The sequence below is a fragment of the Mesorhizobium waitakense genome (genome assembly GCF_056431085.1).
In genome coordinates this window covers 18,994-44,792 of record NZ_JBWKME010000157.1, presented here as the reverse complement: position 1 = coordinate 44,792, position 25,799 = coordinate 18,994, and the positions used below count along the sequence as shown (strand labels likewise).

The 25,799-nt window shown below is 64.2% G+C and carries 22 protein-coding genes; 12 read left to right on the top strand and 10 right to left on the bottom strand.

Translation table 11 applies throughout. From position 1 onward, the window contains the following. Positions 1-33 precede the first annotated feature (33 nt). Together AC07FD_RS29730 and AC07FD_RS29725 are read left to right on the top strand one after the other, a co-directional pair. A complete protein-coding gene (locus AC07FD_RS29730) occupies positions 34-1,560 on the top strand; it encodes an acyl--CoA ligase (RefSeq protein ID WP_478352747.1) in 1,527 nt (508 codons plus the stop codon). Positions 1,561-1,562: 2 nt separating this feature from the next. Further along, entirely contained in the window at positions 1,563-2,543 is a 981-nt protein-coding gene (locus tag AC07FD_RS29725) for a 2-dehydropantoate 2-reductase (protein ID WP_478352746.1), read from the top strand. Between the two features lie 181 nt (positions 2,544-2,724). On the opposite strand, the gene AC07FD_RS29720 is transcribed toward AC07FD_RS29725, so the two are convergent. Next, a complete protein-coding gene (locus tag AC07FD_RS29720; RefSeq protein ID WP_478352745.1) occupies positions 2,725-2,979 on the bottom strand; it encodes a DUF1127 domain-containing protein in 255 nt (84 codons plus the stop codon). A gap of 253 nt (positions 2,980-3,232) precedes the next feature. Here AC07FD_RS29720 and AC07FD_RS29715 point away from each other — a divergent pair, with 253 nt between their 5' ends. Next, entirely contained in the window at positions 3,233-4,750 is a 1,518-nt protein-coding gene (locus AC07FD_RS29715; RefSeq protein ID WP_478352744.1) for a winged helix-turn-helix domain-containing tetratricopeptide repeat protein, read from the top strand. A gap of 65 nt (positions 4,751-4,815) precedes the next feature. Here the strand turns inward: AC07FD_RS29715 and rtcR are convergent, their stop codons facing one another. Further along, on the bottom strand, positions 4,816-6,414 hold the full coding sequence (rtcR, locus tag AC07FD_RS29710; RefSeq protein ID WP_478352743.1) for an RNA repair transcriptional activator RtcR: 1,599 nt from the start codon (positions 6,412-6,414) through the stop codon (positions 4,816-4,818). Between the two features lie 207 nt (positions 6,415-6,621). Between rtcR and AC07FD_RS29705 the strand changes: the two genes are divergently transcribed. Both AC07FD_RS29705 and AC07FD_RS29700 read left to right on the top strand, forming a co-directional pair. After that, complete coding sequence (locus AC07FD_RS29705) at positions 6,622-8,178, top strand: vWA domain-containing protein (RefSeq protein WP_478352742.1); 1,557 nt, start codon at positions 6,622-6,624, stop codon at positions 8,176-8,178. 1,094 nt (positions 8,179-9,272) lie between these two features. After that, positions 9,273-10,676 carry an RtcB family protein gene (locus AC07FD_RS29700; RefSeq protein ID WP_478352741.1) on the top strand — a complete coding sequence of 468 codons (1,404 nt, stop codon included), beginning with the start codon at positions 9,273-9,275 and terminating at the stop codon, positions 10,674-10,676. 67 nt (positions 10,677-10,743) lie between these two features. Here the strand turns inward: AC07FD_RS29700 and AC07FD_RS29695 are convergent, their stop codons facing one another. Then, the gene (locus AC07FD_RS29695; protein WP_478352740.1) at positions 10,744-11,613 is read right to left on the bottom strand and encodes a helix-turn-helix domain-containing protein; all 870 of its coding nucleotides are present in this window, start codon (positions 11,611-11,613) and stop codon (positions 10,744-10,746) included. Between the two features lie 314 nt (positions 11,614-11,927). On the opposite strand from AC07FD_RS29695, the gene AC07FD_RS29690 reads away from it, so the two are divergent. Together AC07FD_RS29690 and AC07FD_RS29685 are read left to right on the top strand one after the other, a co-directional pair. Continuing rightward, positions 11,928-13,472, top strand: a complete 1,545-nt coding sequence (locus tag AC07FD_RS29690; RefSeq protein WP_478352739.1) for a 4-hydroxyphenylacetate 3-hydroxylase N-terminal domain-containing protein — start codon at positions 11,928-11,930, stop codon at positions 13,470-13,472. 6 nt (positions 13,473-13,478) lie between these two features. Beyond that, positions 13,479-13,988, top strand: coding sequence for a flavin reductase (locus AC07FD_RS29685; protein WP_478352738.1), 510 nt, complete (start codon positions 13,479-13,481; stop codon positions 13,986-13,988). A 28-nt stretch (positions 13,989-14,016) separates the two neighbouring features. On the opposite strand, the gene hpaR is transcribed toward AC07FD_RS29685, so the two are convergent. Next, the gene (hpaR, locus tag AC07FD_RS29680; RefSeq protein ID WP_478352851.1) at positions 14,017-14,412 is read right to left on the bottom strand and encodes a homoprotocatechuate degradation operon regulator HpaR; all 396 of its coding nucleotides are present in this window, start codon (positions 14,410-14,412) and stop codon (positions 14,017-14,019) included. Between the two features lie 223 nt (positions 14,413-14,635). Between hpaR and AC07FD_RS29675 the strand changes: the two genes are divergently transcribed. Genes AC07FD_RS29675 through hpaH form a run of 5 tightly spaced genes read left to right on the top strand, consistent with a single transcriptional unit; the run spans position 14,636 to position 19,250 of the window. Beyond that, entirely contained in the window at positions 14,636-15,022 is a 387-nt protein-coding gene (locus tag AC07FD_RS29675; protein WP_478352737.1) for a 5-carboxymethyl-2-hydroxymuconate isomerase, read from the top strand. 11 nt (positions 15,023-15,033) lie between these two features. Continuing rightward, positions 15,034-16,551 (top strand): 5-carboxymethyl-2-hydroxymuconate semialdehyde dehydrogenase, encoded by a 1,518-nt coding sequence (hpaE, locus tag AC07FD_RS29670; RefSeq protein ID WP_478352736.1) that lies wholly within the window; start codon positions 15,034-15,036, stop codon positions 16,549-16,551. Positions 16,552-16,565: 14 nt separating this feature from the next. Next, positions 16,566-17,546, top strand: a complete 981-nt coding sequence (gene hpaD / locus AC07FD_RS29665) for a 3,4-dihydroxyphenylacetate 2,3-dioxygenase (RefSeq protein ID WP_478352735.1) — start codon at positions 16,566-16,568, stop codon at positions 17,544-17,546. A gap of 31 nt (positions 17,547-17,577) precedes the next feature. After that, a complete protein-coding gene (locus AC07FD_RS29660; protein WP_478352734.1) occupies positions 17,578-18,453 on the top strand; it encodes a fumarylacetoacetate hydrolase family protein in 876 nt (291 codons plus the stop codon). Then, positions 18,450-19,250 carry a 2-oxo-hept-4-ene-1,7-dioate hydratase gene (gene hpaH / locus AC07FD_RS29655; RefSeq protein WP_478352733.1) on the top strand — a complete coding sequence of 267 codons (801 nt, stop codon included), beginning with the start codon at positions 18,450-18,452 and terminating at the stop codon, positions 19,248-19,250. Before AC07FD_RS29660 ends, hpaH begins: the two co-directional genes overlap by 4 nt. Before the next feature lie 17 nt (positions 19,251-19,267). On the opposite strand, the gene AC07FD_RS29650 is transcribed toward hpaH, so the two are convergent. The 6 genes from AC07FD_RS29650 to AC07FD_RS29625 are packed head-to-tail and all read right to left on the bottom strand — an operon-like array spanning position 19,268 to position 25,730. Then, positions 19,268-20,290, bottom strand: coding sequence for a phosphotransferase enzyme family protein (locus tag AC07FD_RS29650; RefSeq protein WP_478352732.1), 1,023 nt, complete (start codon positions 20,288-20,290; stop codon positions 19,268-19,270). Continuing rightward, complete coding sequence (locus tag AC07FD_RS29645; RefSeq protein WP_478352731.1) at positions 20,287-21,609, bottom strand: aminotransferase class III-fold pyridoxal phosphate-dependent enzyme; 1,323 nt, start codon at positions 21,607-21,609, stop codon at positions 20,287-20,289. The genes AC07FD_RS29650 and AC07FD_RS29645 overlap by 4 nt, the downstream gene beginning before the upstream one ends. A 30-nt stretch (positions 21,610-21,639) precedes the next feature. Continuing rightward, positions 21,640-22,989, bottom strand: a complete 1,350-nt coding sequence (locus tag AC07FD_RS29640) for an aminotransferase class III-fold pyridoxal phosphate-dependent enzyme (RefSeq protein WP_478352730.1) — start codon at positions 22,987-22,989, stop codon at positions 21,640-21,642. 19 nt (positions 22,990-23,008) lie between these two features. Beyond that, entirely contained in the window at positions 23,009-23,677 is a 669-nt protein-coding gene (locus AC07FD_RS29635; RefSeq protein ID WP_478352729.1) for an HAD family hydrolase, read from the bottom strand. Continuing rightward, a complete protein-coding gene (locus tag AC07FD_RS29630) occupies positions 23,674-24,960 on the bottom strand; it encodes a Tm-1-like ATP-binding domain-containing protein (RefSeq protein WP_478352728.1) in 1,287 nt (428 codons plus the stop codon). Before AC07FD_RS29630 ends, AC07FD_RS29635 begins: the two co-directional genes overlap by 4 nt. Further along, positions 24,960-25,730 carry an IclR family transcriptional regulator gene (locus AC07FD_RS29625; RefSeq protein ID WP_478352727.1) on the bottom strand — a complete coding sequence of 257 codons (771 nt, stop codon included), beginning with the start codon at positions 25,728-25,730 and terminating at the stop codon, positions 24,960-24,962. The genes AC07FD_RS29630 and AC07FD_RS29625 overlap by 1 nt, the downstream gene beginning before the upstream one ends. Positions 25,731-25,799: the final 69 nt, after the last annotated feature.

Genomic DNA, 25,799 nt, shown 5'->3' with positions numbered 1-25,799 from the left:
CGCCAGTAGTCGTTCGAAATCCAGTCGGTGATCATGACCAATATTGCAAATCCCAAAGAGCTTTCCGGTCGTCTCGTTGCCGGCGCCGATGATGCGTCGGCGATTTCGGCGCCCGAAAGAACCACGCTGACGCATGGCGGACTGCGCGGATTGATCGCCGCCACGGCAGCCGCGCTGCATGCGCGCGGTATCGGCCGCGGCGACAGGGTGGCCATCGTGCTGCCGAACGGGCCGGAGATGGCCACAGCCTTTGTCGCGGTGGCGGCAGCCGCCTCCACGGCGCCGCTCAATCCGGCCTACCGGGCGGACGAGCTCGATTTCTACCTGACCGACATTGGCGCCAAGGCGATCCTCGTTGCGCAGGACGAGACTGGACCGGCGGTGACGGTGGCCGAACGGCTCGGCATCGGCGTGCTTCGGCTTATCGCCTTGCCTGACGCGCCGGCCGGAAGCTTTACCATCGAGGGCCCTGCGATCGGGCCGCAAGCCGCGCCTGAGATGATGCAGGATGGCGACATCGCGCTTTTGCTGCACACTTCGGGCACCACGTCGCGACCCAAGCTGGTGCCGCTCAGCCATGCCAACATCGCGGCCTCGGCCGCCCATATCGGCGCCACGCTCGGCCTGACGGCCAATGACCGCTGTCTTAACATCATGCCGCTGTTCCACATTCACGGCCTGATCGCGGCGGTGCTCTCCTCTCTGGCTGCCGGTGGCAGCATCTACTGCACGCCGGGCTTCAACGCGCTGCGCTTCTTCCAGTGGCTGAGCGATGCGCGGCCGAGCTGGTACACGGCGGTGCCGACCATGCACCAGGCGATCCTGCCGCGGGCGGCACGCAATGCCGAGGCGCTGGCGGCGGCGCATCTGCGCTTCATCCGCTCGTCCTCGGCGTCGCTGCCGGCGCAAGTGATGGCCGAACTGGAGGCGACCTTCGGCTGCCCGGTGATCGAATCCTACGGGATGACCGAGGCGGCGCACCAGATGGCATCGAACCGGCTGCCGCCTGGCCTCCGCAAGCCAGGCAGCGTCGGCGCCTCCGCTGGACCGGAGGTGGCGGTGATGGCGCCTGACGGGCGGCTGCTCAAAGCCGGCGAAACCGGCGAGATCGTCATTCGCGGACCCAATGTCACGGCAGGCTACGAGAAGAACCCGGACGCCAACGCCACGGCGTTCGCGCATGGCTGGTTCCACACCGGCGACCAGGGCGTGCTCGACGAGGACTTGTACCTGCGCGTCACCGGCCGGCTGAAGGAGATCATCAACCGCGGCGGCGAGAAGATCTCGCCGCTCGAGGTCGATGACGTGCTGATGGACCATCCGGCGGTGGCGCAGGTCGTCACCTTCGCCATGCCGCATGACAAGCTCGGCGAGGAGGTGGCGGCGGCGGTGGTGCTGCGCGAAGGCATGGCCGCCAACGAGAGCGATATCCGCGGCTATGCGGCGACGCGGCTCGCCGAGTTCAAGGTGCCGCGCAAGATCCTGATCCTGGACGAGATTCCCAAGGGCGCCACCGGCAAGCTGCAACGGATCGGGCTTGCCGCCAAACTCGGACTTTGACGATGAAGATCACCATCTTCGGCGCCGGCGCGATCGGTGGCTATCTCGCCGCCAAGCTCGCCATGGCCGGCCGGACCGAGCTTTCGATCGTCGCGCGCGGCGCGCATCTCGATGCGATCAAGGCAAATGGGTTGCGCTTGATCGAGGACGGCCAGGAATCAGTGGCTTCCGTGCGGGCCGCCGCGAAAGCCGAGGAGCTTGGCGCCCAGGATTATGTGGTGCTGGCGCTGAAGGCCCATTCCCTAACCCCTGCGCTCGACCAGATCGCGCCGCTGCTCGGGCCGGACACCGCCGTCGTCACGATGCAGAACGGCGTGCCGTGGTGGTATTTCCATGACGTCGGCGGGCCGCTGGAAGGCACGCGGTTGAACGCGGTGGACCCCGGCGGCAATATCTGGGAGCGGATCGGGCCGCGGCGCGTCATCGGCTCGGTCGTCTATCCCGCCGTCGAGGTCGACGCGCCCGGCCTGATCCGCCATGTCGAGGGCAAACGCTTCTCGCTTGGCGAACCCTCCGGCGAGCGCAGCGAACGGGTCACGCGGCTGGCCGAGGAAATGGTCAAGGCCGGGCTGCAGGTGCCGGTGCGCGACGACATCCGCGGCGAAATCTGGGTCAAGCTGTGGGGCAATCTCTCCTTCAACCCGATCTCGGCGCTGACCGGCAGCACGCTGGCGGCGATCGTTGCCGACGAGGCGACCCGAACGCTTGCCCGCACCATGATGCTGGAGGCGCAGGCGATCGGCGAATGTCTCGGCGTGCGCTTTCCCATAGCGGTCGACCGGCGCATCAAGGGCGCTGGCGATGTCGGTGAGCACAAGACCTCGATGCTGCAGGACCTGGAACGCGGCCGGCCGATGGAGATCGACGCGCTGGTGACGGCGGTGCAGGAACTTGGCCGGCTAACGGACAAGCCTACGCCCACCATCGAAGCCGTGCTGGCGCTGGTGCGGCGGCTGGCCATCGAGCGCGGCTGCTATTCCTGAGCCCCCGGATCGATTGCTATCAGTCCTTCGCTGCCGGCCAATCAGTCGCTGCCGGCTTCAGAAACCGAACACAAAGTTCGCCGACCATGCCGCGCCGCCCGACAACTGCTGGCCAGCCCAGCCAATGCCGCCAGCATGACGAATGGCATGGCCGCGATCCGGTGCCCTTGCAGTCTTCGCGCTATCGTTTCCAGAACGGCTTGGCGAGCTCTGCCTCGACCTGCCGGTCCGTCAGACCGATATCGTCGATCAGATAGGGATTGTCCCTCGCCATTTGCGCAAGCTCCCAGCGAAAGCGGATCCGCTCGCGCCAGGTCCGATCGTGCCAGCTCGCAATAATGCTCTGCAGGGTCGTCAGATGCCGACGCGCCATCGGCGCCACGGGCGTTCCCGACCGCGCTGTCTTGTGCGGGGCAAATTCAAGAATGTTGGTCATGACAACCTCCATATGGTTTGAGGGTCCGGAGGCCCTCGACCTGAAAGAGGACGAATTCTGCAGGTTACGGACAGCGCCGTAATTAAGCCTTCCCAAATAGTTCTCAAAAGTTCCAAATGGGTAGAGCCGGTCACCGGTTCGCGGAACCGGCAACCTGCCCTAACTCTTTGTTTTGACGCAATTCCCTGAGGAAAAGCGCTACGCGCTCTTCCCGGGAAAACCGTTTCACACTGTTCCTGAAATTGCTCTATAGATGCGCCCTATGCAGGGATCACGCTTCGCCTTTGGTCCGTTCGTGCTTGATACCGGTGCGGGAACGCTGCTTCGGAACGATGTGCCCGTTGCCGTCGGCTACCGCGGGCTCAAGTTGCTCGCGGCGCTCGTCGGACGGCCCGGCGACATACTGAGCAAAGCCGAATTGATGGACGCCGCATGGCCGGGCACTGCGGTCGAGGAAGGCAACCTTACCGTTCAGATCGCGCAGCTGCGCAAGCTGCTTGGCCCGGTTGGGGATGGCGGCGAATGGATCGTCACCGTTCCACGCGTCGGCTACCGCTTCACGGGGGCCATCCAACAACTTGGTGACGCGAAGCGAAAACCTTTGCCGCTACCCGGCAAACCATCGATAGCCGTGCTGCCCTTCGTCAATGTCAGCAACGATCCCGAGCAGGACTCCTTCGCGGATGGGTTGACGGAAGACCTGATCACCGACCTGTCGAGGATATCCGGCCTGTTCGTCATCGCCCGCAACTCGGTCTTTGCCTACAAGGGAAAGGCTATGGACGTGCGTGAGATCGCTGGCGATCTTGGCGTGCACTATCTGCTGGAGGGCAGCGCACGACGCGCCGCGGGGCGTGTGCGCATCAACGCGCAGCTGGTCGACGCCGTGAATGGCGATCATCTCTGGGCGGAACGCTTCGATCGCGGCCTGGAAGATATCTTCGCCGTCCAGGACGAGGTTACGGCCAAGATCGTGGAGGCGCTGCTCGGCCGGCTGCGCGCACCGCCGCCGCGCAACCGGCCGAGAAATATGGAGGCCTACGATCTCTGCGTGCGGGCGCGCAAGCTGATGGATGATTCGCCGCAGATGGCGCAGGAAGCGCATCTGATGCTGACGCGCGCGGTGGCGCTCGATCCCGAATATGCCGAGGCCTATCGCTGGCTTGCCATGAACCATTGGATGGGATCGGTGCATTCCGGCGGACCAAGTGAGTCTTCCCGCAGCGTTGCCCTGGAACTGGCGCGCAAGGCCGTGGCGATCGATCCCAACGATGCCGGCTGCCGCTGGGTCCTGGCTTACCTGCTTGCCTATGAGCGCAGCTTCGCGGATGCGGATGCCGAGTTTGCCAAGGCGTTCGAGCTCGACCCGAACGAGGCCGACGCGTGGGCGGCTTTGTCCGACATCGCGGCGCTGGCCGGGCGGGTCGAGGAGGCCCTTGAGCATATTCGCAAGGCGTTTCGCCTGAACCCGTTTCCGTCAAGCTGGTACTATCTGACCCTCGGCGCGGCGCAATATGCGGCCCGCGATTACGAAGCCGCTGTCGAGACATTGCGCCGGGACGAGACCTATCGGACAAGCTCACGCCGTTTCCTGGCGGCAAGCCTTGCGCAACTGGGCCGGCTCGACGAAGCGCGCGCGGAGGTCGAACTGTTCCTCGTCGGCAACCCGCATTTCACCACCCGCCATTGGGCCACGACGGAGCCCTTCCGCGATGCAGCGACGCTTGAGCATTTCGTCGATGGCTTCCGCAAGGCCGGTCTACCGGACTGACGCACCGGCGTAACCGAAGGGCGACCGGGACTATTGGGCGTGCGGAAGGGCGTGCATGATATCGATCATTTCCGAGCGATGTCCTCGAAGCTGAGGTCGAAGCGCCTGAGATATTTGCGCAGCCGGTCGGCATCGTTGCCGCTGGTCTTTTGCAGCCGCGAGACGGCAAACAGTTTCCGCCCGGCCGCACTGATCGAATTGCTGTCGCGGCAAACCTCCAGCACCGTGGCCAGCTGCGCCCGGTCGAACATGTCGATCTGGCTTTGACGGTCCTTGCCGAGAACCTCCTCCAGAATGGCTTCACGATTGCCTGCATCACCAGCACGCCACAGGACGGTCAGGCGATCGACCTCGTCGCGCACGGTCTCTTCATCGATGCGGCCAAGCGGGGCCAGCGTCGCCATGCGGGTGACGGATGCCGAGAGATCGCGGAAATTCGCCCGCCACACCGCCTCCGGCGCGATGGCGAATCTGAGATAGAGCTCGCGCGCCTCCTTGTTGAAGGTGGCGTTCTGGCCCTCGCGCTCACTGAAGCGACGCAGCTCGAATTCGAGGTTCGGCTCGATGTCTTCCTTACGGTCACGCAGCGCCGGAAGCTGGAACGTCCACAGGTTCAGCCGCGCAAACAGATCCTCGCGGAACTTGCCCTCCTTCACACCGATCGAAAGATCGCGGTTGGTGCCGGCGAGAAGCTGGAAATCCGACATCACGTCCTGGTCGGCGCCGACCGGTAGGAAGCGCTTTTCCTCGATGGCGCGCAGGCACATGGCTTGCTCGTCAAGGCCGAGCTCGCCGATCTCGTCGAGGAAAAGCACGCCCTTGTTAGCCGACTTCATCAATCCGGCACGCTCGTTTTGGGCACCGGTGAAGGCACCCTTGACGTGGCCGAACAGCGTCGACATCGCCTGATCGCCGCGGAGCGTCGCGCAATTGACCTCGATGAAGGCCCCGGAGACCTGCCGCTGCGCCTTCTTGAGTTCGTAGATGCGCCGAGCCAGCTGTGACTTGCCTGCCCCCGTCGGGCCGGTCAACAACACCGGCGCGCGCGAGCGGATCGTCACCTTCTCGATCTGGTCGATCATCTGGTTGAAAGCCGGATTGCGGGTGGCGATGCCCGATTTCAGGAACGACGTCGCCTCGTCGTGTTCGGCCGTAAAGCGCGTGGCGATCGCATCGTAGCGGGACAGGTCGAGATCGATGATCGAATGGCTGCCGGAGACATCCTCGTCGCGCCCCTGCTTGCGTGGCGAAAGCTGCAGCAGCCGCGCCGGGATAAAGTGCGCCTCGGTAAGCAGGAACCAGCATATCTGCGCGACATGGGTGCCGGTAGTGATGTTGACGAGGTAGTCCTCTTTCTCAGGATCGAACGCATAGCCGCGGGCGAAATCACGCAGACCGGTATAGACCTCGCTGAAATCCCAGGGATCCCGCATGCTGATGAGATGAGGCCGCACCTCGGTGGCGGGCGAGACCTGCTCAATGTCGGCGATAACCTGCGTGGCGAGCTGCCGCGACTGAGTCCCGTGAATGAGTTCCAGACGATCGATGAACAACCCCGGTTGCTGGCACAGCGCCACCGTCGGCCGCCATTTTCTCCAGCGGTCATCGGTCCGGCCGGCATCGAGCGTCGTTCCGAGAATGCCAATCGCAACGCGTCTTTTCATTTTATCCTATGCTATAAGTGTTGAGATTTTTAGATCACTATACAGACACATGCCTGAACGGCGCCAGAGCCAAGGAGTTTTGCGTTTGATTTTTCTTTTCTAATAAAATCAATTGGTTATCGCAAATTAAGCGAACCGGGACCCGCTCGTGCTTCGAACTGGCACGCCGTTTGTAACGATGCTGGTGTGAAATGAAGGATGAGAACAATGGCGAACAAATCCGTGTTTGCGACGATTGCAGGAAAGCTGCTCCCGTCGGCTGACACCAAGAACCATGAGGGCGCCCAGGCTTACCGCCTGTCGCCCCACCAGTCTCTGGCGCAGCTGGCGGCGACGGGAACGTTCAACGCGACCTTCTATGCCGAACCGCGTGAGCAGCTGGACGAGGTGCTGAAGCTCGCTTGGCAGGTCGAGCCGGGATTCCTGGCGCGCACCGCCGTCCACGCCTTCGAGGGCTACATGAAGGATATGCCGGCGTTCCTGCTGGCCGTTCTCTCCTGCATGCAAGGTGACGAGTTCAACCGTGCGTTCGGGCGCACCGTCAGGAACGGCAAGATGCTGCGCACTTTCGTGCAGGTAATGCGTTCCGGCGCCACCGGGCGTAAGTCGCTCGGCACGCGGCCGAAACGCCTTGTCCAGGCGTGGCTCGAGCAGGCCGCCGACTTCGAGATCATGCGGGCCGCGGTCGGCAACGATCCGTCGCTGGCCGATGTCATCAAGATCGTTCACCCGAAGCCGAAATCGGCGTCGCGTGAGGCGCTTTATGGCTACCTGATCGGCAAGCCGCATGAATCCGCGGCCTTGCCGGACGTGGTGAAGGCGTTCGAGGCGTTCAAACGCGATCCGTCGCTGCCTGTGCCCGAAGTGCCGTTCCAGATGCTGACCTCGATACCGCTTACATCAGCGCATTGGGTGCAGATCGCGGAGACGGCTGGATGGCAGATGCTGCGGCAGAACCTGAACACTTTCGCCCGCAACGGCGTGTTCGAAGTGGACGGGTTCGCGGAAAGGCTGGCGACGCGGCTGCGTGATCCGGAGGAAATCCGGCGCGCCCGGGTGTTCCCGTATCAGCTCATGGTGGCGTTCACCATGACCGATGCGAACGTGCCCGGCGTGGTCAGGGACGCACTGCAGGACGCGATGGAAATCGCGCTCGGCAACGTTCCCGTGATCAACGGCAACGTGGTCGTGTGCCCGGACGTTTCGGGCTCCATGGGCTCGCCAGCGACCGGGTATCGCAAGGGCGCGACGTCGGCCGTGCGCTGCATCGACGTGGCTGCCCTGGTGGCCGCCGCGATGCTGCGCCGCAACCCAACGGCCCGGGTCCTGCCGTTCGAGAACGATGTGGTTGATATCAGCCTCAACGCTCGTGACACGGTGATGACCAACGCCGCGAAGCTTGCCGCCATCGGTGGTGGCGGGACCAATTGTTCGGCTCCGCTGGCACGGCTGGTGCGGGAAAAGGCGAAAGTCGACCTGGTGGTGTTCGTGTCGGACAACCAGACATGGGTGGATGCCTCGGCGCATGCGCATCAGGGCACGGTGACGATGCAGGAATGGCGCAAGCTGAAGGGGTTGAACCCGGCAGCCAAGCTGGTCTGCATCGACATCCAGCCGTACACGACGACGCTGGCCAAGCCGCAGGCCGACATCCTGAATGTCGGCGGTTTCTCCGACCGCGTCTTCGACGTGATCGGGACGATGCTGTCCTCGGGCGGCGACCCGGACCATTGGGTGCGCACGATCGAGGCGGTCGAACTCTAGACAATGGTCCCGGCGGCGCGCCCGCCGGGACCACCGGTATGAATTCAGCATGACGAATGCCGATGGAACTACAGGCTGTTCACCTCCAGGTCGCGGGTTCGAATCCCGTCGGGTCCGCCACTATGGACCCGTAGCTCAGCGGATAGAGCGGGACGTTTCGTCAAACCTTGTCGTCATGCCCGACGACTTTTTGCGCGGCTTCGGTCGTAGTTGGAAAAGGAGAAGAGAAATTGAGAGCGTGACGAATGCCTGTGGAACTACATCCTAACTTTCGGTCGCGGGTTCGATTCCCGCCGGAGCTGCCAATCGGCTCCGTAGCTCAGTCGGCAGAGCAGAAAGGCAGTTTCACAACAGACTTGTCGTCACCCCTCGCAAGAAACAGCGCGGCGAATGCCGGATGGAACTACAGCACCAAGGAACGGGATGCTCCGTGAGGTTCGACTCCTCACCTCGCAGGCGCTCTCTGGCACGAGCGGGACTCCCGGTGTTTCATCATATTTTTGTCGCCGCAGCCAACGGAATAAATGGCGAATGCTGGCAGGACTACAGGTAGCGCGCCCGCCAAAGGCGGGAGGTCGGGTGTTCAAATCACTCTCTCGCTCTACGGAGCGGGGTGGCGCAGTCACCGTCCTGCCGATCCTTGTCGCCAGCCGATTGAACAGGGCGAATGCCTGCGGGAATACATTGGTGTCTGGCGGTTCGATTCCGCCCGCCGATCAGTTGATCGGTTGGTTTCTCGCATCGACTCGTCGCCGCCCGGAGAAGGAAAATGAATGGCGAATGCAGGCAGGACTACAGGGATAGAGCGTCCGCGGCGAAAGCGGCGGAAGGTCGGATGTTCAAGCCATCCCTTCCATCCCTTTGGGACGGAAAGTAGCTCAGTCATTGTCCTGCCGATCCTTGTCGCCAGACCGAATGAAAAGGACGAATGCCTGCGAGACTACAGGTAGACGCAGCCCGCTTTTGCGGGTGCCGAAAGGCGTGAGGGTTCGTGTCCCTCCTTCGCAACTTGCGAAGTGGCGGAAAAATGTCTCGTACTCCCTCGTCGTCCGTCCGCAATGCGCAGTGCAGCAGATGTACCGAAAGTGAAAGACATGACCGAGATTTTGAGTGGACAGGATTTGATCGACGCCGGAATGCCGCAAGGCAAATGGTTCGGCAAGGCGCTCGTCGCCGCCAACGCGGTACTGGAGGGCGGCGGATCACAAGCAGATGCGCTGGAGGCCGCGCGTGCTTTCGCGCCGCCGCCGGCACTGCCGCTGCATGCTGTCGCCTCCATGCCGCTGCATTTGAACATCGAGGCGGAAACGCCTGATGAGGCTGCCAACGTCGAAGCGGTGACACGCAGCATGGTCGAGTTGATGCGCACGCCGGTCATTCGTGCGGGCGCCATCATGCCGGATGCCTGCCCGACTGGTCCGTCGGGCACCATTCCGGTTGGCGGCGTCGCTGTTTCGGAAGGCATCCACCCCGGCATGCATTCGGCCGATATCTGCTGCTCGATGGCGATCTCGGTGTTTCCTGGCGTGGCGCCTGCAGCACTCCTCGATGCCGTCCACGCGGTCACCCATTTCGGGCCGGGCGGACGTCCGCGCGGCCAGCAGATCCGGCCGGCCAAGGAGGTCTTCGAGCGCTTCGAGGCCAACCCCTTGCTGCGCGACCTCACGAGTGCTGCGATCGAGCATTTCGGCACGCAGGGTGACGGCAACCATTTTGCCTATGTCGGCACGCTGAAGTCGAGCGGGGAGACGGCGCTGGTCACCCATCACGGCTCGCGCTCCCCGGGCACGCGGTTGTACAGCAAGGGGATGAAGATCGCCGAGGGTGTTCGCAAGATCCTGTCTCCGGAAACCTTGCCGCAGAATGCCTGGATTCCGGCCGACACCAAGGAAGGCGACGAGTATTGGGGCGCCCTGCAGACGATCCGCGAATGGACCAAGGGCAACCACATGCTCATCCACGATCTGGCAGCCGAGCGTCTGTCGGCGAAGGTGTCGGACCGGTTCTGGAACGAGCACAACTTCGTCTTCCGCCGTTCGGACGGGCTGTTCTACCACGGCAAAGGGGCCACGCCGGCCTTCGACGACTGGGCCGATGATGCGACCGATCTGACGCTGATCCCGCTCAACATGGCGGAACCGGTGCTGATTGTGCGCGGCAAGAACGCGGCGCACGGACTTGGCTTCTCGCCGCATGGCGCCGGGCGCAATTTTTCGCGCACCCAGCACCGGCGCATGCAGGCCGGGCGCAGCGACGCCGATATCTTCACTGAAGAGACGAAGGGCATCGATGCCCGCTTCTTCTCCGGCGTGACGGATATTTCGGAGCTGCCAAGTGCCTACAAGAACGCCGCGTCGATGCGCCGCCAGATCGAGCATTTCGGTCTGGCTGAGATCGTCGACGAGGTCATGCCCTATGGCTGCATCATGGCCGGCGATTGGGAAGCCAATGCGCCTTGGCGCAAGAAACGGGAAGCGCGCCTACAGCAGGGGCGCTAGTCGGAAACCGGATGCGGGCCGCAAGGTCCGCATCCCATACGAACCGCCCACGAGCGTCCGCGCGGGATCAATGCCCCTCCAGCTGCTTCCGGCGCCAAGCGGCGGGCGCCTGGCCGACCCGTTCGCGAAAGACCCTCGAGAAATAGGCCGGGTCGTCGAAGCCGATCTCGTAGGCGATGTCCTCGACCGTGCGCACGGTGAACAGCAGCAGCCGCCTGGCCTCCAGCAGCCGCCGCTCGCTGACCACCCGTTTGACGCCGGTGCCCAGCACCGCACGGGCGGCCTTGTCGAGCAGATGCGGCGTCGTGGCCAGCGCCTCGACATAGCGGTCGACCGGCCAGTTGTCGCGGAAATGCACATCGACGAGCCGACGCAGGCCTCGTGCCAGCGAAGCCTCAGAAGAGACCGTGGAGCCCGTCACCTCGGGACCGAGGCGCGCGATGTGGGAGAGCGCGACGGCGATCAGCGCCGGCAGCACCTTGTCGTTGCCGGCTTGCGCCTCGGCGTATTCGGCGGCGATCATCTCCAGCACCGCCGCCAGCCTTTTCCAAGCGGCGTGGCGCGGCAGGCCGTCGGCAAACACCGGCCTGTCCAGCGGCAGCAAGCTCTGGCCGGCAATGGCGGCAAGCGCATCATCGGCCACCGAGACGACGATGGCGTCGGTGCCGGGGCCGATCGAGAAGCCATGCACGACATTGCTTGGCACGAAGCTGACGGCGGGCGCCGAAAAGTCCCAGGACCGGTCTTCTATCCGGTAGGTGCCCGAGCCACCGGTCCAGAAGGTGATCTGGCCCATCTGCGGATGCTTGTGCGCGGCAACCTCGCCGAGATGGATGTTGCCGCGGGCAAGCACCGTCTCGACATGCAGGAAACCGACATCGAGCGGCCGCACCGGCTCGCCATAGACGAAGAAGTCGGGGATGGAGTTCTGGCCCATGGCGCCGGAAAAAGTCCAATCGGTTTTGCCGTTCCGTCCATAACCGATGCGAGCGCGAGACGCTAGGGTGTCACCATCAGAGGAGGGCTATCGTATATGGTTTTTTCGTGAAGAGGACCCCCACCCCTAACCCCTCCCCACAAGGGGGAGGGGGACTTGGCTGGCGCCGATTGCGGCAAATCGGGGACGGTTTCGATGTCTAAAGCGAGCGAATGGCGTGCGGCAGCGTTCCCCTCCCCTTGTGGGGAGGGGTTAGGGGTGGGGGTCGGCGCCGACAAGAATCCAGATGCGAAAGTCCAAAAGGAGGAAACATCATGCGGTCAGAAGACTTCCGTGCCGACAAGGGGCGTCCGTTCACCGGGGCCGAGTATCTGGAGAGCCTGCGCGACGGCCGCGAGGTCTATATCAACGGCGAGCGCATCGCCGACGTCACCACGCATCCGGCGATGCGCAATTCGGCGCGGTCGCTGGCGCGCCTCTACGACGCACTGCATGACGCCAAGCAGCGCGACGCGCTGACCTCGCCGACCGACACCGGTTCGGGCGGCTACACCCACAAATATTTCCGCGTCGCCAAATCCTCCGCCGAGCTCGTCGCCCAGCAGGCTGCGATCGCCCAGTGGTCACGTATGTCCTATGGCTGGATGGGGCGCACGCCCGACTACAAGGCGGCGCTGATGAACACGCTTGGCGCCAATGCCGACTGGTATGGGCCGTTCAAGGACAACGCGCTGTCCTGGCACAGCAGAGCCCAGGAAGCGGCGCTGTTCATGAACCACGCCATCGTCAATCCGCCGATCGACCGCCACAAGCCCGCCGAACAGGTGAAGGACGTCTTCGTCCACATCACCGGGGAAACCGACGCCGGCATCACCGTGTCCGGCGCCAAGGTGGTGGCGACGTCCTCGGCGCTGACCCACTACAATTTCCTGGCGCAGGGCTCGGCGACGGTCACCGAGGACCCTTCGCTGTCGGTGATGTTCATCGTGCCGATGAATGCGCCGGGGATAAAGATGTTCTGCCGCGTCTCCTACGAGCAGACGGCCAATACCGTGGCAGCGCCCTTCGACTATCCGCTGTCGTCACGCTTCGACGAGAACGACGCGATCCTGGTGCTCGATAACGTCTTCATCCCCTGGGAAGACGTGCTGGTGCTGCGCGATGCGCAGAAAATCCTGTCCTTCCACCCGGCGTCCGGCTTCATGCACGGCTATTGTTTCCAAGGCTGCACGCGCTTCGCCGTCAAGCTCGACTTCCTCGCCGGCCTGCTGGCCAAGGCGCTCAGGGCCACCGGCGGCGACGCCTTCCGCGGCAACCAGGCAGCGCTTGGCGAGGTCATCGCGCTCAGGCACATGTTCTGGAGCTTTTCCAATGCCATGGCCTACAACCCGATCCCCTGGGCGAACGGCGCGGTGCTGCCTAATCTGGAAGCGGCCCTTGCCTACCGGACCTTCATGTCGGAAGCCTATCCGCGCGTCATCGACACCGTGCGCCGGGTGATCGCCTCTGGGCTGATCTACCTGCCGTCGTCGGTGCGTGACTTCAACAATCCCGAGATCGACAAATATCTCGCGCAATATGTGCGCGGCTCCAACGACATGGGTCACATCGAGCGCATCAAGATCATGAAGCTGTTGTGGGACGCGACCGGCACCGAGTTCGGCGGCCGCCACGCGCTCTACGAGCTCAACTATGCCGGGGCGCCGGAAGAGGTGCGGCTGCAGGTGCTGAAGGGCGCCGAACGCGGCGGGCGGCTGAAGGTGATGGAAGAACTGGTCGACACCTGCATGGCCGACTATGACGAGAATGGCTGGACGGGAAATACCTGGTTCAATCCACTTGCTTCGTCGGCTGAGTGAAACCAGATGGCCACGCAGATTTCGAAAACCGATTTCCGCGACGCCATGGCGAGGGTCTGCGCGCCGGTCAACATCGTCACCACCGACGGGCCGGCGGGCCGCGGCGGTTTTACCGCCACCGCCATGTGCAGCGTCTCCGACGAGCCGCCGACGCTGCTCGTCTGCATGAACGGCCGCTCGACGCAGGCCGCCATGTTCCTGGCCAACCGGCGCTTCTGCGTCAACGTGCTGACCCATGACCACATGCATCTGGCGGGAAAGTTCGCCGGCGCGACCAGGGACATGGAAGCCCGCTATTCGGCTGCGCGCTGGCAGACGCTGGCCTCCGGCACGCCGGCGTTGTCGGATGCGATCGTCAACTTCGACTGCGAGATCGAGGATGTGCATATCGTCGGCACGCACAATGTCATGATCGGCCGGGTCATCGATGTCAGGCACGGCAGCGGCGTCTCGGCCCTGCTCTATGTCGACCGCAATTATACGCAGCCGACACGGCTGGGGAGTTTTGGCGGGTGAGCCAGGCGAAACCGCCCGGGCGGAACAGTCAGCTTTCGCCGTCGATCAGGCTTTCCAGGAGATCGAGCAGCTGTTCCAGCCTGTCGTGGCCGTATCGCCGTTCGATGTCGTCATAGATGACTCGACGCTCGGGCGAGAGGGCATCGATCAGGGCGGAACCAGCCGGGGCGATTGTCAGCACGACGCGGCGGCCGTCGCCTTCGGCCTTGTTGCGGGTGATGAACTTGCGCCCCTCGAGCGCCTTGATGATGCGCGTCAGGCTGGGCGGCAACACCGATGCGCGATCGGCAAGCTCGGTCGCCTCGACCGGGCCGGCTTCGCTCAGCACGCGCAGCACGCGCCATTGCTGTTCGGTCACATCGTGGGCCGCGAGCATCGGACGAAACCGCGCCATCACCACTTCGCGGGCGTGCAGGAGCGCCATTGGCAGGGAACGACGGGTGTTTTCAGGCAGCAAGAAAAAGAGCCTCCCACGCTGGCTTGCGATCGAAAACAGGCCTTCCCTCAGCCGAATCCGCCCACCGAAAGCCCGTTCCAGCCAAACCCGTATCGTTGCGCCAAGCTCGATGCAAGACTTGACTTCATGGGCGTCTCATGTAATTAACGTGTTAACTACAACAAGGCAAGTGATTGGGGAGCGAAACGCGATGCCGCACTTCTCCATCGAGTATTCGGCCAATCTCGATGCCAAGGTCGATATGGGCGCGTTGTGCGCACTGGTGTTGCGCGCCGTGCTGGATACCGGGCTGTTCGAAACCGGCGCCGTGCGGGTGAGGGCTTTTCGCGCCGAAGCCTATGCGGTGGCCGACAGGCTGCCGGAAAACGCCTTCCTCGACATGTCGTTTCGCATTGGAAGCGGGCGCAGCGCAGAGGAGAAGAAGCGGACCGGCGAAGCCGTCTTCGCGGCGGTGAGCGAGCACCTCGCCACGCTGTTCGAGACACCGCATTTCGCCCTGTCGCTCGAGATCCGGGAAATCGACCCGGTGCTGAGCTGGAAGAAGAACGCAATCCACCCGCGACTGCGCGGCAAGTGACGGAAGCTGAGATGTCCGACCTGCAAGGCAATCTGAAGAAGGCCGAGGCCTATCTGGCCCGTTTCAAGCGCGACGGCGTGCTGAACCAGATCGGCGGCGAAGCGGCGCCGGCGCTCGACGGCACGACGTTCGAAACGCTGTCACCGGTCGACCTCAAGCCGCTGGCCAAAGTCGCGCGCGGCGGTGCCGTCGACATCGACCGCGCCGCCAAGGCGGCGAAGGCGGCGTTTCCCGCCTGGGCCGCGATGCCCGGCGAAGCGCGCAAGAAGCTGCTGCACAAAATAGCCGACGCGATCGAAGCACGCGCCGAGGAGATCGCCTTCGTCGAATGCATGGACACCGGCCAGGCGCTGAAGTTCATGGCCAAGGCGGCGTTGCGGGGCGCCGAGAATTTCCGCTTCTTCGCCGACCGTGCGCCCGAAGCGCGCGACGGCGAGACGCTGCGGACCACAGGCCAGGTCAACCTGACCACACGGGTGCCGATCGGCCCGGTCGGCATAATCACGCCGTGGAACACGCCGTTCATGCTGTCGACCTGGAAGATCGCGCCGGCACTGGCCGCCGGCTGCACCGTGGTTCATAAGCCGGCTGAATTTTCGCCGCTGACCGCCCGCCTGCTGGTCGAGATCGCCGAAGAGGCTGGCCTGCCGAAAGGTGTGTGGAACCTAGTCAACGGCCTCGGCGAGCACGCCGGCAAGGCGCTGACCGAGCATCCCGACATCAAGGCGATCGGCTTCGTTGGCGAGAGCCGCACCGGCTCGATGATCATGCGCCAAGGCGCCGACACGCTGAAGCGCGTCCATTTCGAGCTTGGCGGCAAGAATCCGGTGATCGTCTTCGCCGACGCCGACCTGGAGCGCGCCGCCGACGCCGCTGTCTTCATGATCTATTCGCTGAACGGTGAACGCTGCACCTCCTCGTCGCGGCTGCTGGTCGAGGCCTCGGTCTACGACGAATTCACCGATCTGGTGGCGGAGAAAGCCAAGCGCATCAAGATCGGCCATCCCTTGGATCCCGCAACGGTGGTCGGTCCGCTGATCCATCCGGTGCATGAGGAAAAGGTGCTTTCCTACATCGAGGTCGGCAAATCGGAAGGCGCGGTGGTCGCCGCCGGCGGTGGCAAGTTCGCCGGCCCGGGTGGCGGCTGCTATGTCAGCCCGACATTGTTCACCGGCGCCACCAACAGGATGCGCATTGCCCAGGAAGAGATCTTCGGGCCGGTGCTGACCGCTATTTCCTTCAAGGGCGAGGCGGAAGCGCTGGCGCTCGCCAACGACACGCAATACGGCCTGACCGGCTATCTCTGGACATCGGACGTCACCCGCGCGTTCCGCTTCACCGACGCGCTGGAAGCCGGCATGATCTGGGTCAATTCCGAGAATGTGCGGCATTTGCCGACCCCGTTCGGCGGTGTCAAGAATTCCGGCATCGGCCGCGACGGTGGCGACCATTCCTTCGACTTCTACATGGAGACGAAGAACATAGCCTTCGCCACGACGGCACACGCGATCCAGAAACTCGGCGGCTGATCAGAGGAAATCAAATGCCCTTGCCCAAGCCCAATCGTTACCCTGAATTCAACATCGTGCGCCTCAGCCATGTCGAACTGGCCGTCACCGACCTCGCCAGGTCCCGCGCCTTCTATGTCGACACACTCGGCCTGCAGGTCACCGACGAGACCGCCGATACCATCTATCTCAGGGCATTGGAGGAGCGTGGGCACCATTGCATCGTGCTGAAGAAGGCCGGCACCGCCGAGGCCCGCGACCTCGGCTTCAAAATGTTCTCAGACGAGGACCTCGACAAGGCCGAGCATTTCTTCAAGAGCAAGGGCCTGCCGGTGGAATGGGTCGAGCGGCCCTACCAGTCGCGCACCTTCCGCACCCGCGATCCGCACGGCATACCGCTCGAATTCTACGCCCAGATGGAGCGGCTGCCGCCGATCCATCAGAAATATGCGCTCTATCACGGTGTCAAGCCGCTGCGCATCGACCACTTCAACTGCTTCTCGCCCAATGTCGACGAGTCCGTCGCCTTCTACAACGAGCTCGGCTTCCGCGTCACCGAATACACCGAGGATGCCAGTAGCGGAAAGCTGTGGGCGGCGTGGACGCACCGCAAGGGCGGCGTCCACGACATCGCCTTCACCAACGGCATCGGGCCGCGCCTGCACCACGTCGCCTTCTGGGTGCCGACGCCGCTCAACATCATCGACCTGCTCGACCTGATGGCAACGACCGGCTATCTGCCGAACATCGAACGCGGCCCGGGACGGCACGGCATTTCCAACGCCTTCTTCCTCTATATCAGAGATCCGGACAACCACCGCATCGAGATCTATTGTTCGGACTACCAGACGGTCGACCCGGACCTCGAGCCTATCAAATGGGACCTCAAGGACCCGCAACGGCAGACGCTGTGGGGCGCGCCAGCACCCAAAAGCTGGTTCGAGGAGGGTAGCAGCTTTGCCGGGGTTGCGGCGCGCCAGCCGGATCTGACGGCTTCGCCGATCATCGCGCCATGAGGACGGACGCAGACCCAACGAGGAGGCCTGGATGACTGGATATGGGCGGCTCGCCACCTTCACCGTCGGCGGCAAGGCACGGTATGGCGCGATCACCGGCAAGGGCGTCGTCGACCTGTCGGCCCGCTACGGCCAGTGGCCGACGCTGCGCGAAGTGATCGAGGCCGGCGCCTTGCTGCGCCTGGCGGAAGAGGCCGATGCCTTCGCCGCCGATTTCCCGCTCGACGCCATCGCCTACGAGATCCCGATCCCGTCACCGGAAAAGATCATCTGCGTCGGCGTCAACTATCCGGACCGCAACGAGGAGTACAAGGACGGGCATGCGGCGCCTTCCAATCCGTCGCTGTTCATCCGTTTCCCGCGCTCGTTTGTCGGCCATGGCGCGCCGCTGGTGCGGCCGCCGGAATCCCCACAGCTCGACTATGAGGGCGAGGTCGTCATCGTCATCGGAAAAAGCGGCCGGCGCATCACGGAGACCGACGCGCTCGGCCACATCGCTGCACTGTCGCTGTGCAATGAGGGCACCCTCCGCGACTGGGTGCGCCATGCCAAGTTCAACGTCACGCAAGGCAAGAATTTCGACCGCAGCGGCTCGATCGGTCCCTGGCTGGTGCCGTTCACGGATGAGGCGCAGATCGCCGACATTACGCTTTCCACCCGGGTCAATGGCGAGCTGCGCCAGCAGGACCGCACCAGCCGCATGATCTTTTCCTTGCGCAAGATCATCGCCTACATCTCGACCTTCACCACGCTGGTGCCTGGCGATATCATCGTCACCGGCACGCCGACCGGTGCCGGCGCGCGCTTCGACCCGCCGGTCTGGCTGAATCCGGGCGATGTGATCGAGGTCGAGGCAGACGGCATCGGCGTGTTGCGCAACAGCGTCGTCGACGAGGCAGCGACATGACCCCGGAGCAAGTGGAAGACGCCGCCAACCGGCTGTTCGAGGCCGAGCGGTCGCGCCGCCAGATCCGGCTGCTCAGCCTCGATTTTCCCGAGGCGACGATGGAGGACGCCTATCGCGTCCAGGCGGCGCTGGTGACGCGCAAGATCGATGCCGGGTTGAAGCCGAAGGGCTGGAAGATCGGCCTGACCTCCAAGGCGATGCAATATGCGCTGGCCATCGACACGCCGGACTCGGGCGTGCTCTTCGACGACATGTTCTTCAACGACGGCGCGACGGTTCCGGCCGGCCGCTTCATCCAGCCGCGTGTCGAGGCCGAGATCGCCTTCGTCATGAAAGCGCCGCTCAAGGGTCCCGGCGTGACCCTCTTCGACGTGCTCAACGCCACCGACTACATCACGCCCGCGCTCGAAATCCTCGACACGCGCATCGAGCGCGTCAATGCGGAGACGAAAAAGGTGCGCACCTTCTTCGACACGATTTCCGACAATGCCGCCAATGCCGGCATCGTTATCGGCGGCCGGCCACAGCGGCCCGAGGTCGCCGACATGCGCTGGATCGGCGCCATCGTCTCGCGCAATGCCGAGGTCGAGGAGACCGGGCTTGGCGCCGGCGTGCTCAACCATCCGGCGATGGGCATTGCCTGGCTGGCGGACAGGCTCGCCCGTTACGGCATGTCGATCGCGGCCGGCGAGGTGGTTCTCTCGGGGTCCTTCGTGCGGCCGGTCGAGGCGCGGCCCGGCGACACGATCGTCGCCGATTTCGGCAGTTCAGGCACGGTCAGCATTCACTTCGCCTGACGGTCGGCCAGCGCCGGTCACTCACCCTGCAGATAGTCGATCACCACATCGGCTGCGATGGCCGACATGCGCATGCCGACATCCCTGGTGATGTCGCCCTCGACGCGGCTCTGCACCCAGCCGAGGAAGGCGAAGGCGCGCAACGCTGAAAACAGCGGCAGTGCGGCGATGTCCTGCGCCGTCAGTCCTCGCAACTGCCGATAACCGTCGAGCAGGGCGGCCTCGATCAGCGGATGGATCGCCTCCTCGCGGTTCTGGTAGAGGGCAACGGCAAGATCGTACATGTGCCAGCCATAGCCGCAATCGTCGAAGTCGATGATGCGGATCGCGCCCTGATGGACGAGCACGTTTTCGCGCACCAGATCGGCATGGATGATGCCGAAATTGCGGGCGCTGCGTTCATGCTCCGACAGTGCCTTCGCGGCCTTGTCCCGCGCCTGGAAAACCAGCTCGCGGCGAAGACCGTCGAGGAAGGGCGAGGTCTCGAAGCGACCCCATGTCGGCGTCGCGCCGAAGAAGCCGTCGAAATCCCAGGCATGGCGGGTAAAGCCGGGGGGCGGCGTCCAGGCGGCCGTGACATTGTGCATATGGGCGATGGTTCGCCCGATCGCCGTGAAGACCTGCCTTGCCTGCTCGGGCGTGTAATCCAGCGGCACGCCTCGCGCCCCGACGGCGCGGCCTTCCAGCCAGCTGAGACAATCGACCTGGCGAGGCGGCGCCGATGTGCCGGTGTCGACCGGCACGAACAGGTCGCCGCTCAGCGCCGCGACCGGAGACGGCGTGGCGACGCCGGCCGACTGCAGGAAGGACATCCATTGCAGTTCCGAGCGCAGCGCGGCGTCTGAATGATAGCCAAGCCGGTGAACGCGCATGGCTGCCGGCTGGCCATCGGGCAAGCGGACCCGAAACACCGCGTTCTCGCGGAATTTCACCAGCTCGGGCTCACCGACGCGGATGCCCCAATGCTGGAGCGCGCGCCGCGCCAGTTCGGTGACGGTGGCGGCATCTTCCGGTTCCGACGGCACGGAAACAGCGTTCACGCCGGCACTCCGCCGACTTCATCAAGCACCTCGTCGAGCGTGCCGATCAGGAAGGCGGCATCGTCGCGGGAAAACGGCATCGGCGGGCGGATCTTCAGCACATTGCCGTGGATGCCGGTCTTGCCCATCAGCACACCGCGATGGCGCATCCGGTTGGCGACTTGCTCGGCAATGTCTGATGCCGGCTCGCGCGTCTTGCGGTCGTGAACCAGCTCGGCGCCGAAAAACAGTCCGGCGCCCCTGATCTCGCCGATGCATTCGTGGCGTTCGGCCAGCGGGCGCAGCAGGCCCTGCGCATAGGCGCCGACATCGCGTGCGTTGGCGACGAGATCTTCCTGCTCCAGAACATCGAGAACGGCATTCGCCACCACAGAGGAAACCGGGTTGCCGCCAAAGGTGTTGAAGTAGCGGAAAGCGTCGCGGAAGGTCGCCAGGATCAACCTGGTGGTGACCACGGCGGCGACCGGGTGGCCGTTGCCCATCGGCTTGCCCATGGTGACGATGTCGGGAACGAAGCCGGCGCGCTGATGGCCCCAGAAATGGCTGCCGGTGCGGCCAAAGCCGGGCTGCACCTCGTCGGCGATGACCAGGCCGCCGGCTTCACGCACCGCACGCAGCGCGTCATCGAAGAACCCGGACGGCAGCACCGGAAAGCCTTCATTGGCGAGCAGCGGACACAGGATGATGCCGGACAGGCTGATACCTTCCTGTTCCAGCGAGGCGATGGCTTCGCGCACCGCGTCGTCAAAAGCCTTGCCGTCGGCCATCGCATCCGGATGGCGATAGCTGTCGGGAGCCGGCACCAGCCTGACGTGGCGGGCGCGGCCGCCTACCGGCGGCATGCGCGTGCTGAGCTGCGAAACCGCTGCCGTGTTGCCGTGATAGGTAGCGTCGGTGGCGATGATGCCCATGCGGCCGGTGGTGGCCTGCGCCATGCGCAGCGCGATGTCGTTGGCCTCGCTGCCGGTGCAGGTCAGGATGGCGGTGGACAGGCTGGCATCGAAAGTCGCGGTCAGCCGCTCGACATAGTCGAGGATGGCGGTGTGCAGATAGCGCGTGTGGGTGTTGAGCAGGCTTGCCTGCCGGCACAGGGCCTCGACCACATGCGGATGGCAATGGCCGACATGGGCGACATTGTTGTAGGCATCGAGATATTTGCGGCCGTCGGCGTCATAGAGCCAGACGCCTTCGCCGCGCACCAGATGCACGGGCTCGTCATAGAACAATTGCGATTTCGCGCCGAGCAAACGGGAACGCCGGCTAACCAGCGCCTCCGCACCCTCATTGTACTGCCCCAGTTTTTCCAGCGAATAAGCCATTTGCGTACAGAAAACTCCGTTGTAGCAGCGTCAGACCTTCGACAGGCCTGCGTCCAGTGCTTCGCCGATCTTCACAACGTCGGCGGCGCTGATGATCAGCGGCGGCGACAGGATGATACTGTTGCCCGAAACGCGCAACATGACGCCGGCTTCGTAGGCCCCCTCCGAAACCACGGCCATGGTCTTCTTGTCGGTCGGCTTCTTGCTGGTGCGATCCGAGACCAGTTCGAGTGCCGCCATCAGGCCCTTGTACCTGACATCTCCGACGATGGCGTGCCTGGCCTTCAGCCCTTCCAGCACTGCGGCGAGTTCGCTACCCCGCGCCGCCGCGTTCTCGTCCAGGCGGAGGCGTTTGGTTTCCGCAAGCGCCGCCAGCCCCGCCGCGCAGCCGACCGGATGGCCGGAATAGGTATAGCCGTGGCCGATCGAGCCGAAGCTGGTCTTGTCGGCTTCAAAGACGTCTGCAACCTTTGCGCCGATCAGGGTGGCGCCAAGCGGGAAATAGCCGGAGGTGATCGCCTTGGCGATGGTCATGAAATCCGGCTTTACGCCCGACAACCTGGAGCCCGACCATGCGCCCGAGCGCCCGAAGCCCGTGACCACTTCGTCGGCGATCAAAAGGATCTCGTGGCGGTCGCAGATCTCGCGCACCAGCGGCATGAAGCTCTCATGCGGGACAATGACGCCGCCGGCGCCGAGAACCGGCTCCATGATGAAGGCGGCGATGGTGTCACCGCCCTGGAAGGCGATCTCGTCCTCCAGCGCCTTGGCGCATAGTTTCGCCAGCCGCGCCGGGTCGGTCTCGTCGAACGGGTTGCGGAAGGTCCATGGCGCCGGGATGTGGAAGACGCCCGGCAGCAGCGGCTCGTAGTTGCGGCGGAAATTGGCATTGCCATTGACCGAGGCGCCGCCGAAATGGGTGCCGTGGTAGCCCTTCTTCAGGGCGAGGAACTTTGTTCGATCACCCTGTCCGCGGATCTTCCAAAATTGCCGGGCCAGCCGCAGCGCGGTTTCGACCGAATCCGAGCCGCCCGAGGTGAAGAAGGTCCGCACCATGCCCTCGGGCTCGAACCATTCGCCGAGCTCGTAGGCGAGCTCAATCGACGGTCCGGTCGAGGTGCCGCGGAAGCCGGAATAGTAAGGCAGCGCACCGAGCTGGTCGCCGATTGCCTTTTTGATCGGGTCGCAGCTGTAGCCGAGATTGACGTTCCACAGACCGCCAACCGCATCGAGCACTCTTCTGCCATCGATATCGGTGACAGTGACGCCCTCGCCCTTCATGATGATCTTCGGCGGATTGGCCCGCATCTCGGCCGGATGCGCCATCGGGTGCCAGATCGGCTTGGCGTTTGTCTCGGTGAGGAAATTGATGTCGCGCATGGCAAGGCTCCGCAATGGTCTAAGCAGCTGGGACGAGGTCAAAATGGCCGAGGGCCTCGGCATAGGAAAGTGCTGGCCGCCCAACGTCGAAATGAACGGTGCGCATGCCGGCAGCGCGACCGCCATCGACATTACGCTGCTGGTCGTCGACGAAGACGCAAGACTCGGCAGGCAGGCCGAGCGCCTCGGTGACGAAGGCAAAGGCGCGGGGGTCGGGCTTGAGGATGCCGGTATAGGTGGCGTCGACTATGATGTCGAACAGGCCGAGCAACGGCAGCCGTCGGCGGAAGTCGGCGCCGTAGAACAGGTCGAGCTCGTTGGACAGGATCGCCAGCCGAAAGCCGGCCGCATGGACGGCGCGGATGGCGCTGTCGGCCTCGGGCCGGACCACTTTTCCCGGCTCGGCGCCACGCGCACGCTGGACGAAGGTTTCCATCGCTTGCCAATCCTCACCGACGAGAAGGCCGACTTCGCGGGTGCGCATACGCCAGTAGTCGCGCTCGCTGATCTCGGCGGCCTGCATCGAGCGCCAGAGCGGATCGCTATCCGGGTCGAACGGCCCGCGCCATTGTAGCGTTCCCTCGATGAGGCCGAGCGCCTGCTCGGTCAAGGCATGCGTCTCGAACAGCGTCCGGGTGACGACGCCGCCGAAATCAAGGACCAGCGCCTGAGCCCGCAGAGCACTCACGCGGCCACTCCCTTGACTGGTATGCCACGCGGAACAATACCCTCCTCGACCCAGCGGTCGAAAATCTCGAGTGCCTTGCCGACGAAGTCGTCGCTGTTGATATGGGCGTCGATCTCGTGGAACTCGACTTGCGCCGGAATGGCCTTGCGCATTTCGTCGACAAAGGCGGCGAGAGCCTCCGGCTCGTAAAGCGGCTCGCCCTGCATGTCCCATTCCTGAATGCCGCCCGAAGGCAGAATGAAGGCGGAGCGCCCTTTCGCGGCGCCGAGCTTGGCCGCGATGGTTCTGGCGACCTGGCGGCGATCGTCGGCGTCGACGGTGACGGAGCCGATCAGCCTGTTGTGCGCGTGGAACGGGCGTCGCGCAAACTTAGCCGGCAATTCCTGCCAGGTCGGCAGGTCGACCATGTCGACGGCTCCGGGCGCCGCGATCTGCGGAATGCCGCGGGCGCCGGCGTTCTCCAGCCGGTCGATGCCGGAACTGACGACGGAGCCGGCGAGATGGTTGGTGATTTCCTGCAGGCTGAAGTCGAACACCGCGCAGAAATGGCCTTGCCCGGCAATCGATTCGAAGGCACGGCCGCCCATTCCGGTGGTGTGGAATACGGCTACATCATAGCCACGCTGCTCCAGCGCAGGCTTCAGCGTCTTCATGTAGCGCAGGCAGCTGCTGCCGAGCGAGGTCATGCCGATGGTCGGACCGGTGGCGGGAGCCGTGGCGCGCGACGCCAGTATGATCTTGGCCGCGCCGACAACGGCACCGCAGGCCTGCGAGAGAACCGCCTTGCAGATGCTGTTGAGGCCATAAAGCCCACCCGCCCAGAGGATCATCATCAGGTCGGGCGCGACGCGTTCGGGCGGGATGAGGTGCGAATAGGCGATGGTCGAGACGACGAATTTCGGCACGCCGAGCGGCAGGCAAAGCGCCACGTCGAGCGCAAGGTCGGTTCCCATCGAGCCGCCGATGGCGATGAAGCCATCGATTTCGTCGCTTTGATAAAGCTTGCGCGCCAATTGCACGGCGCCGCCGGCCATCAGCGTCATGGCGGTGTTCTCGTCACCGCTCGAAACGATCTCGGCGATCGTCACATCCACGGCGCGCGCAACGGCATGCTTGTCGTGATCCGGGCTGTAGGGCGGGTCGCCCAGCACGCTGACATCCATCATCACGGCGCGGCCACCCGATGCCTCGATGCACTGTCTCATGAAGCGCAGCTCGTCGGCCTTGGTGTCACCGGTGCCGATAACCAGGATTCGGGGCACTGTTGCCGTCTCCGCGGACATCACGCCTGCCTCCTCAGCGTTTGCAGGTTTTCGCCATTGAGGCGCATCGAAATCTCCCGTGCCGCGGCCATCACCGCAAGTCCCCGTTCTGCGATCGCCGCCGGCGTCGTCCTGGCCTTCGGGGCGGCCACCGCGATGGTGCCAAGCGCAAAGCCGTCCGCCGCGCGGATTGCCGCCGCGACGCTGATCACGCCTTCCTCGAAACCCTGGTCGCAGATCGAATAGCCGCGATCGCGCGTCTCGCCGATCGATGTGGAAATGGCGGCCGGCTCGATCAGCGTATGCGCTGTGAAGGCATCGAGCGAACCCGTCAGGCATGCCTTGACGGTCTCGTCGCGGGCGAAGGCCAGATAGGCGATGCCCGACGCGGTCGAATGCAGGGGCAGAAGCTGGCCGATATCGACATTGACCCGGTTTGCCCAGGCCGGATGTTCGACATGGACGGTGACCAGCGCATCGACGCCGAATTCCGACAGGTGCACGGTCTCGGCCGTCGAGGCCGCGAGGTCCCGCACCAGGGGAACCGCCGTCTGCAGGAAGGGAAAGCGCGCCTCGCGAATGCGCGCCAGCCGCGACAGGCCAGCGCCGAGGCGATAGTGCCTGTTGGCAGCATCCTGCTCGACGAAGCCATGGCCGATCAACGCCATCAACAGCCGCCGCGTCGTCGCCTTGTCGAAGCCCGACCGGCGCGCCAGGTCGGACAGTCCGAGCTCGGGCTCGTCGACGGTGAACAGCTCCAGAAGTGAAATCGCCTTGCCGACCGTACCCAACTCCTACCTCCCAGCTTTGCCTCACGACCCGAGACAATCATTTAACGTGTGAATTAACTTGACAGGCAT

Bases quoted from the DNA above. Each gene is read 5' to 3' on its own strand.
- AC07FD_RS29660 (WP_478352734.1), top strand. From the start codon at position 17,578: ATGACTGGATATGGGCGGCTCGCCACCTTCACCGTCGGCGGCAAGGCA.
- AC07FD_RS29630 (WP_478352728.1), bottom strand. From the start codon at position 24,960: ATGTCCGCGGAGACGGCAACAGTGCCCCGAATCCTGGTTATCGGCACC.
- AC07FD_RS29645 (WP_478352731.1), bottom strand. From the start codon at position 21,609: ATGGCTTATTCGCTGGAAAAACTGGGGCAGTACAATGAGGGTGCGGAG.
- AC07FD_RS29705 (WP_478352742.1), top strand. From the start codon at position 6,622: ATGGCGAACAAATCCGTGTTTGCGACGATTGCAGGAAAGCTGCTCCCG.
- hpaD (WP_478352735.1), top strand. From the start codon at position 16,566: ATGCCCTTGCCCAAGCCCAATCGTTACCCTGAATTCAACATCGTGCGC.
- AC07FD_RS29720 (WP_478352745.1), bottom strand. From the start codon at position 2,979: ATGACCAACATTCTTGAATTTGCCCCGCACAAGACAGCGCGGTCGGGA.
- AC07FD_RS29675 (WP_478352737.1), top strand. From the start codon at position 14,636: ATGCCGCACTTCTCCATCGAGTATTCGGCCAATCTCGATGCCAAGGTC.
- hpaR (WP_478352851.1), bottom strand. From the start codon at position 14,412: ATGGCGCTCCTGCACGCCCGCGAAGTGGTGATGGCGCGGTTTCGTCCG.
- AC07FD_RS29700 (WP_478352741.1), top strand. From the start codon at position 9,273: ATGACCGAGATTTTGAGTGGACAGGATTTGATCGACGCCGGAATGCCG.
- AC07FD_RS29695 (WP_478352740.1), bottom strand. From the start codon at position 11,613: ATGGGCCAGAACTCCATCCCCGACTTCTTCGTCTATGGCGAGCCGGTG.
- AC07FD_RS29685 (WP_478352738.1), top strand. From the start codon at position 13,479: ATGGCCACGCAGATTTCGAAAACCGATTTCCGCGACGCCATGGCGAGG.
- AC07FD_RS29725 (WP_478352746.1), top strand. From the start codon at position 1,563: ATGAAGATCACCATCTTCGGCGCCGGCGCGATCGGTGGCTATCTCGCC.
- rtcR (WP_478352743.1), bottom strand. From the start codon at position 6,414: ATGAAAAGACGCGTTGCGATTGGCATTCTCGGAACGACGCTCGATGCC.
- AC07FD_RS29640 (WP_478352730.1), bottom strand. From the start codon at position 22,989: ATGCGCGACATCAATTTCCTCACCGAGACAAACGCCAAGCCGATCTGG.
- hpaH (WP_478352733.1), top strand. From the start codon at position 18,450: ATGACCCCGGAGCAAGTGGAAGACGCCGCCAACCGGCTGTTCGAGGCC.
- hpaE (WP_478352736.1), top strand. From the start codon at position 15,034: ATGTCCGACCTGCAAGGCAATCTGAAGAAGGCCGAGGCCTATCTGGCC.
- AC07FD_RS29730 (WP_478352747.1), top strand. From the start codon at position 34: ATGACCAATATTGCAAATCCCAAAGAGCTTTCCGGTCGTCTCGTTGCC.
- AC07FD_RS29715 (WP_478352744.1), top strand. From the start codon at position 3,233: ATGCGCCCTATGCAGGGATCACGCTTCGCCTTTGGTCCGTTCGTGCTT.
- AC07FD_RS29690 (WP_478352739.1), top strand. From the start codon at position 11,928: ATGCGGTCAGAAGACTTCCGTGCCGACAAGGGGCGTCCGTTCACCGGG.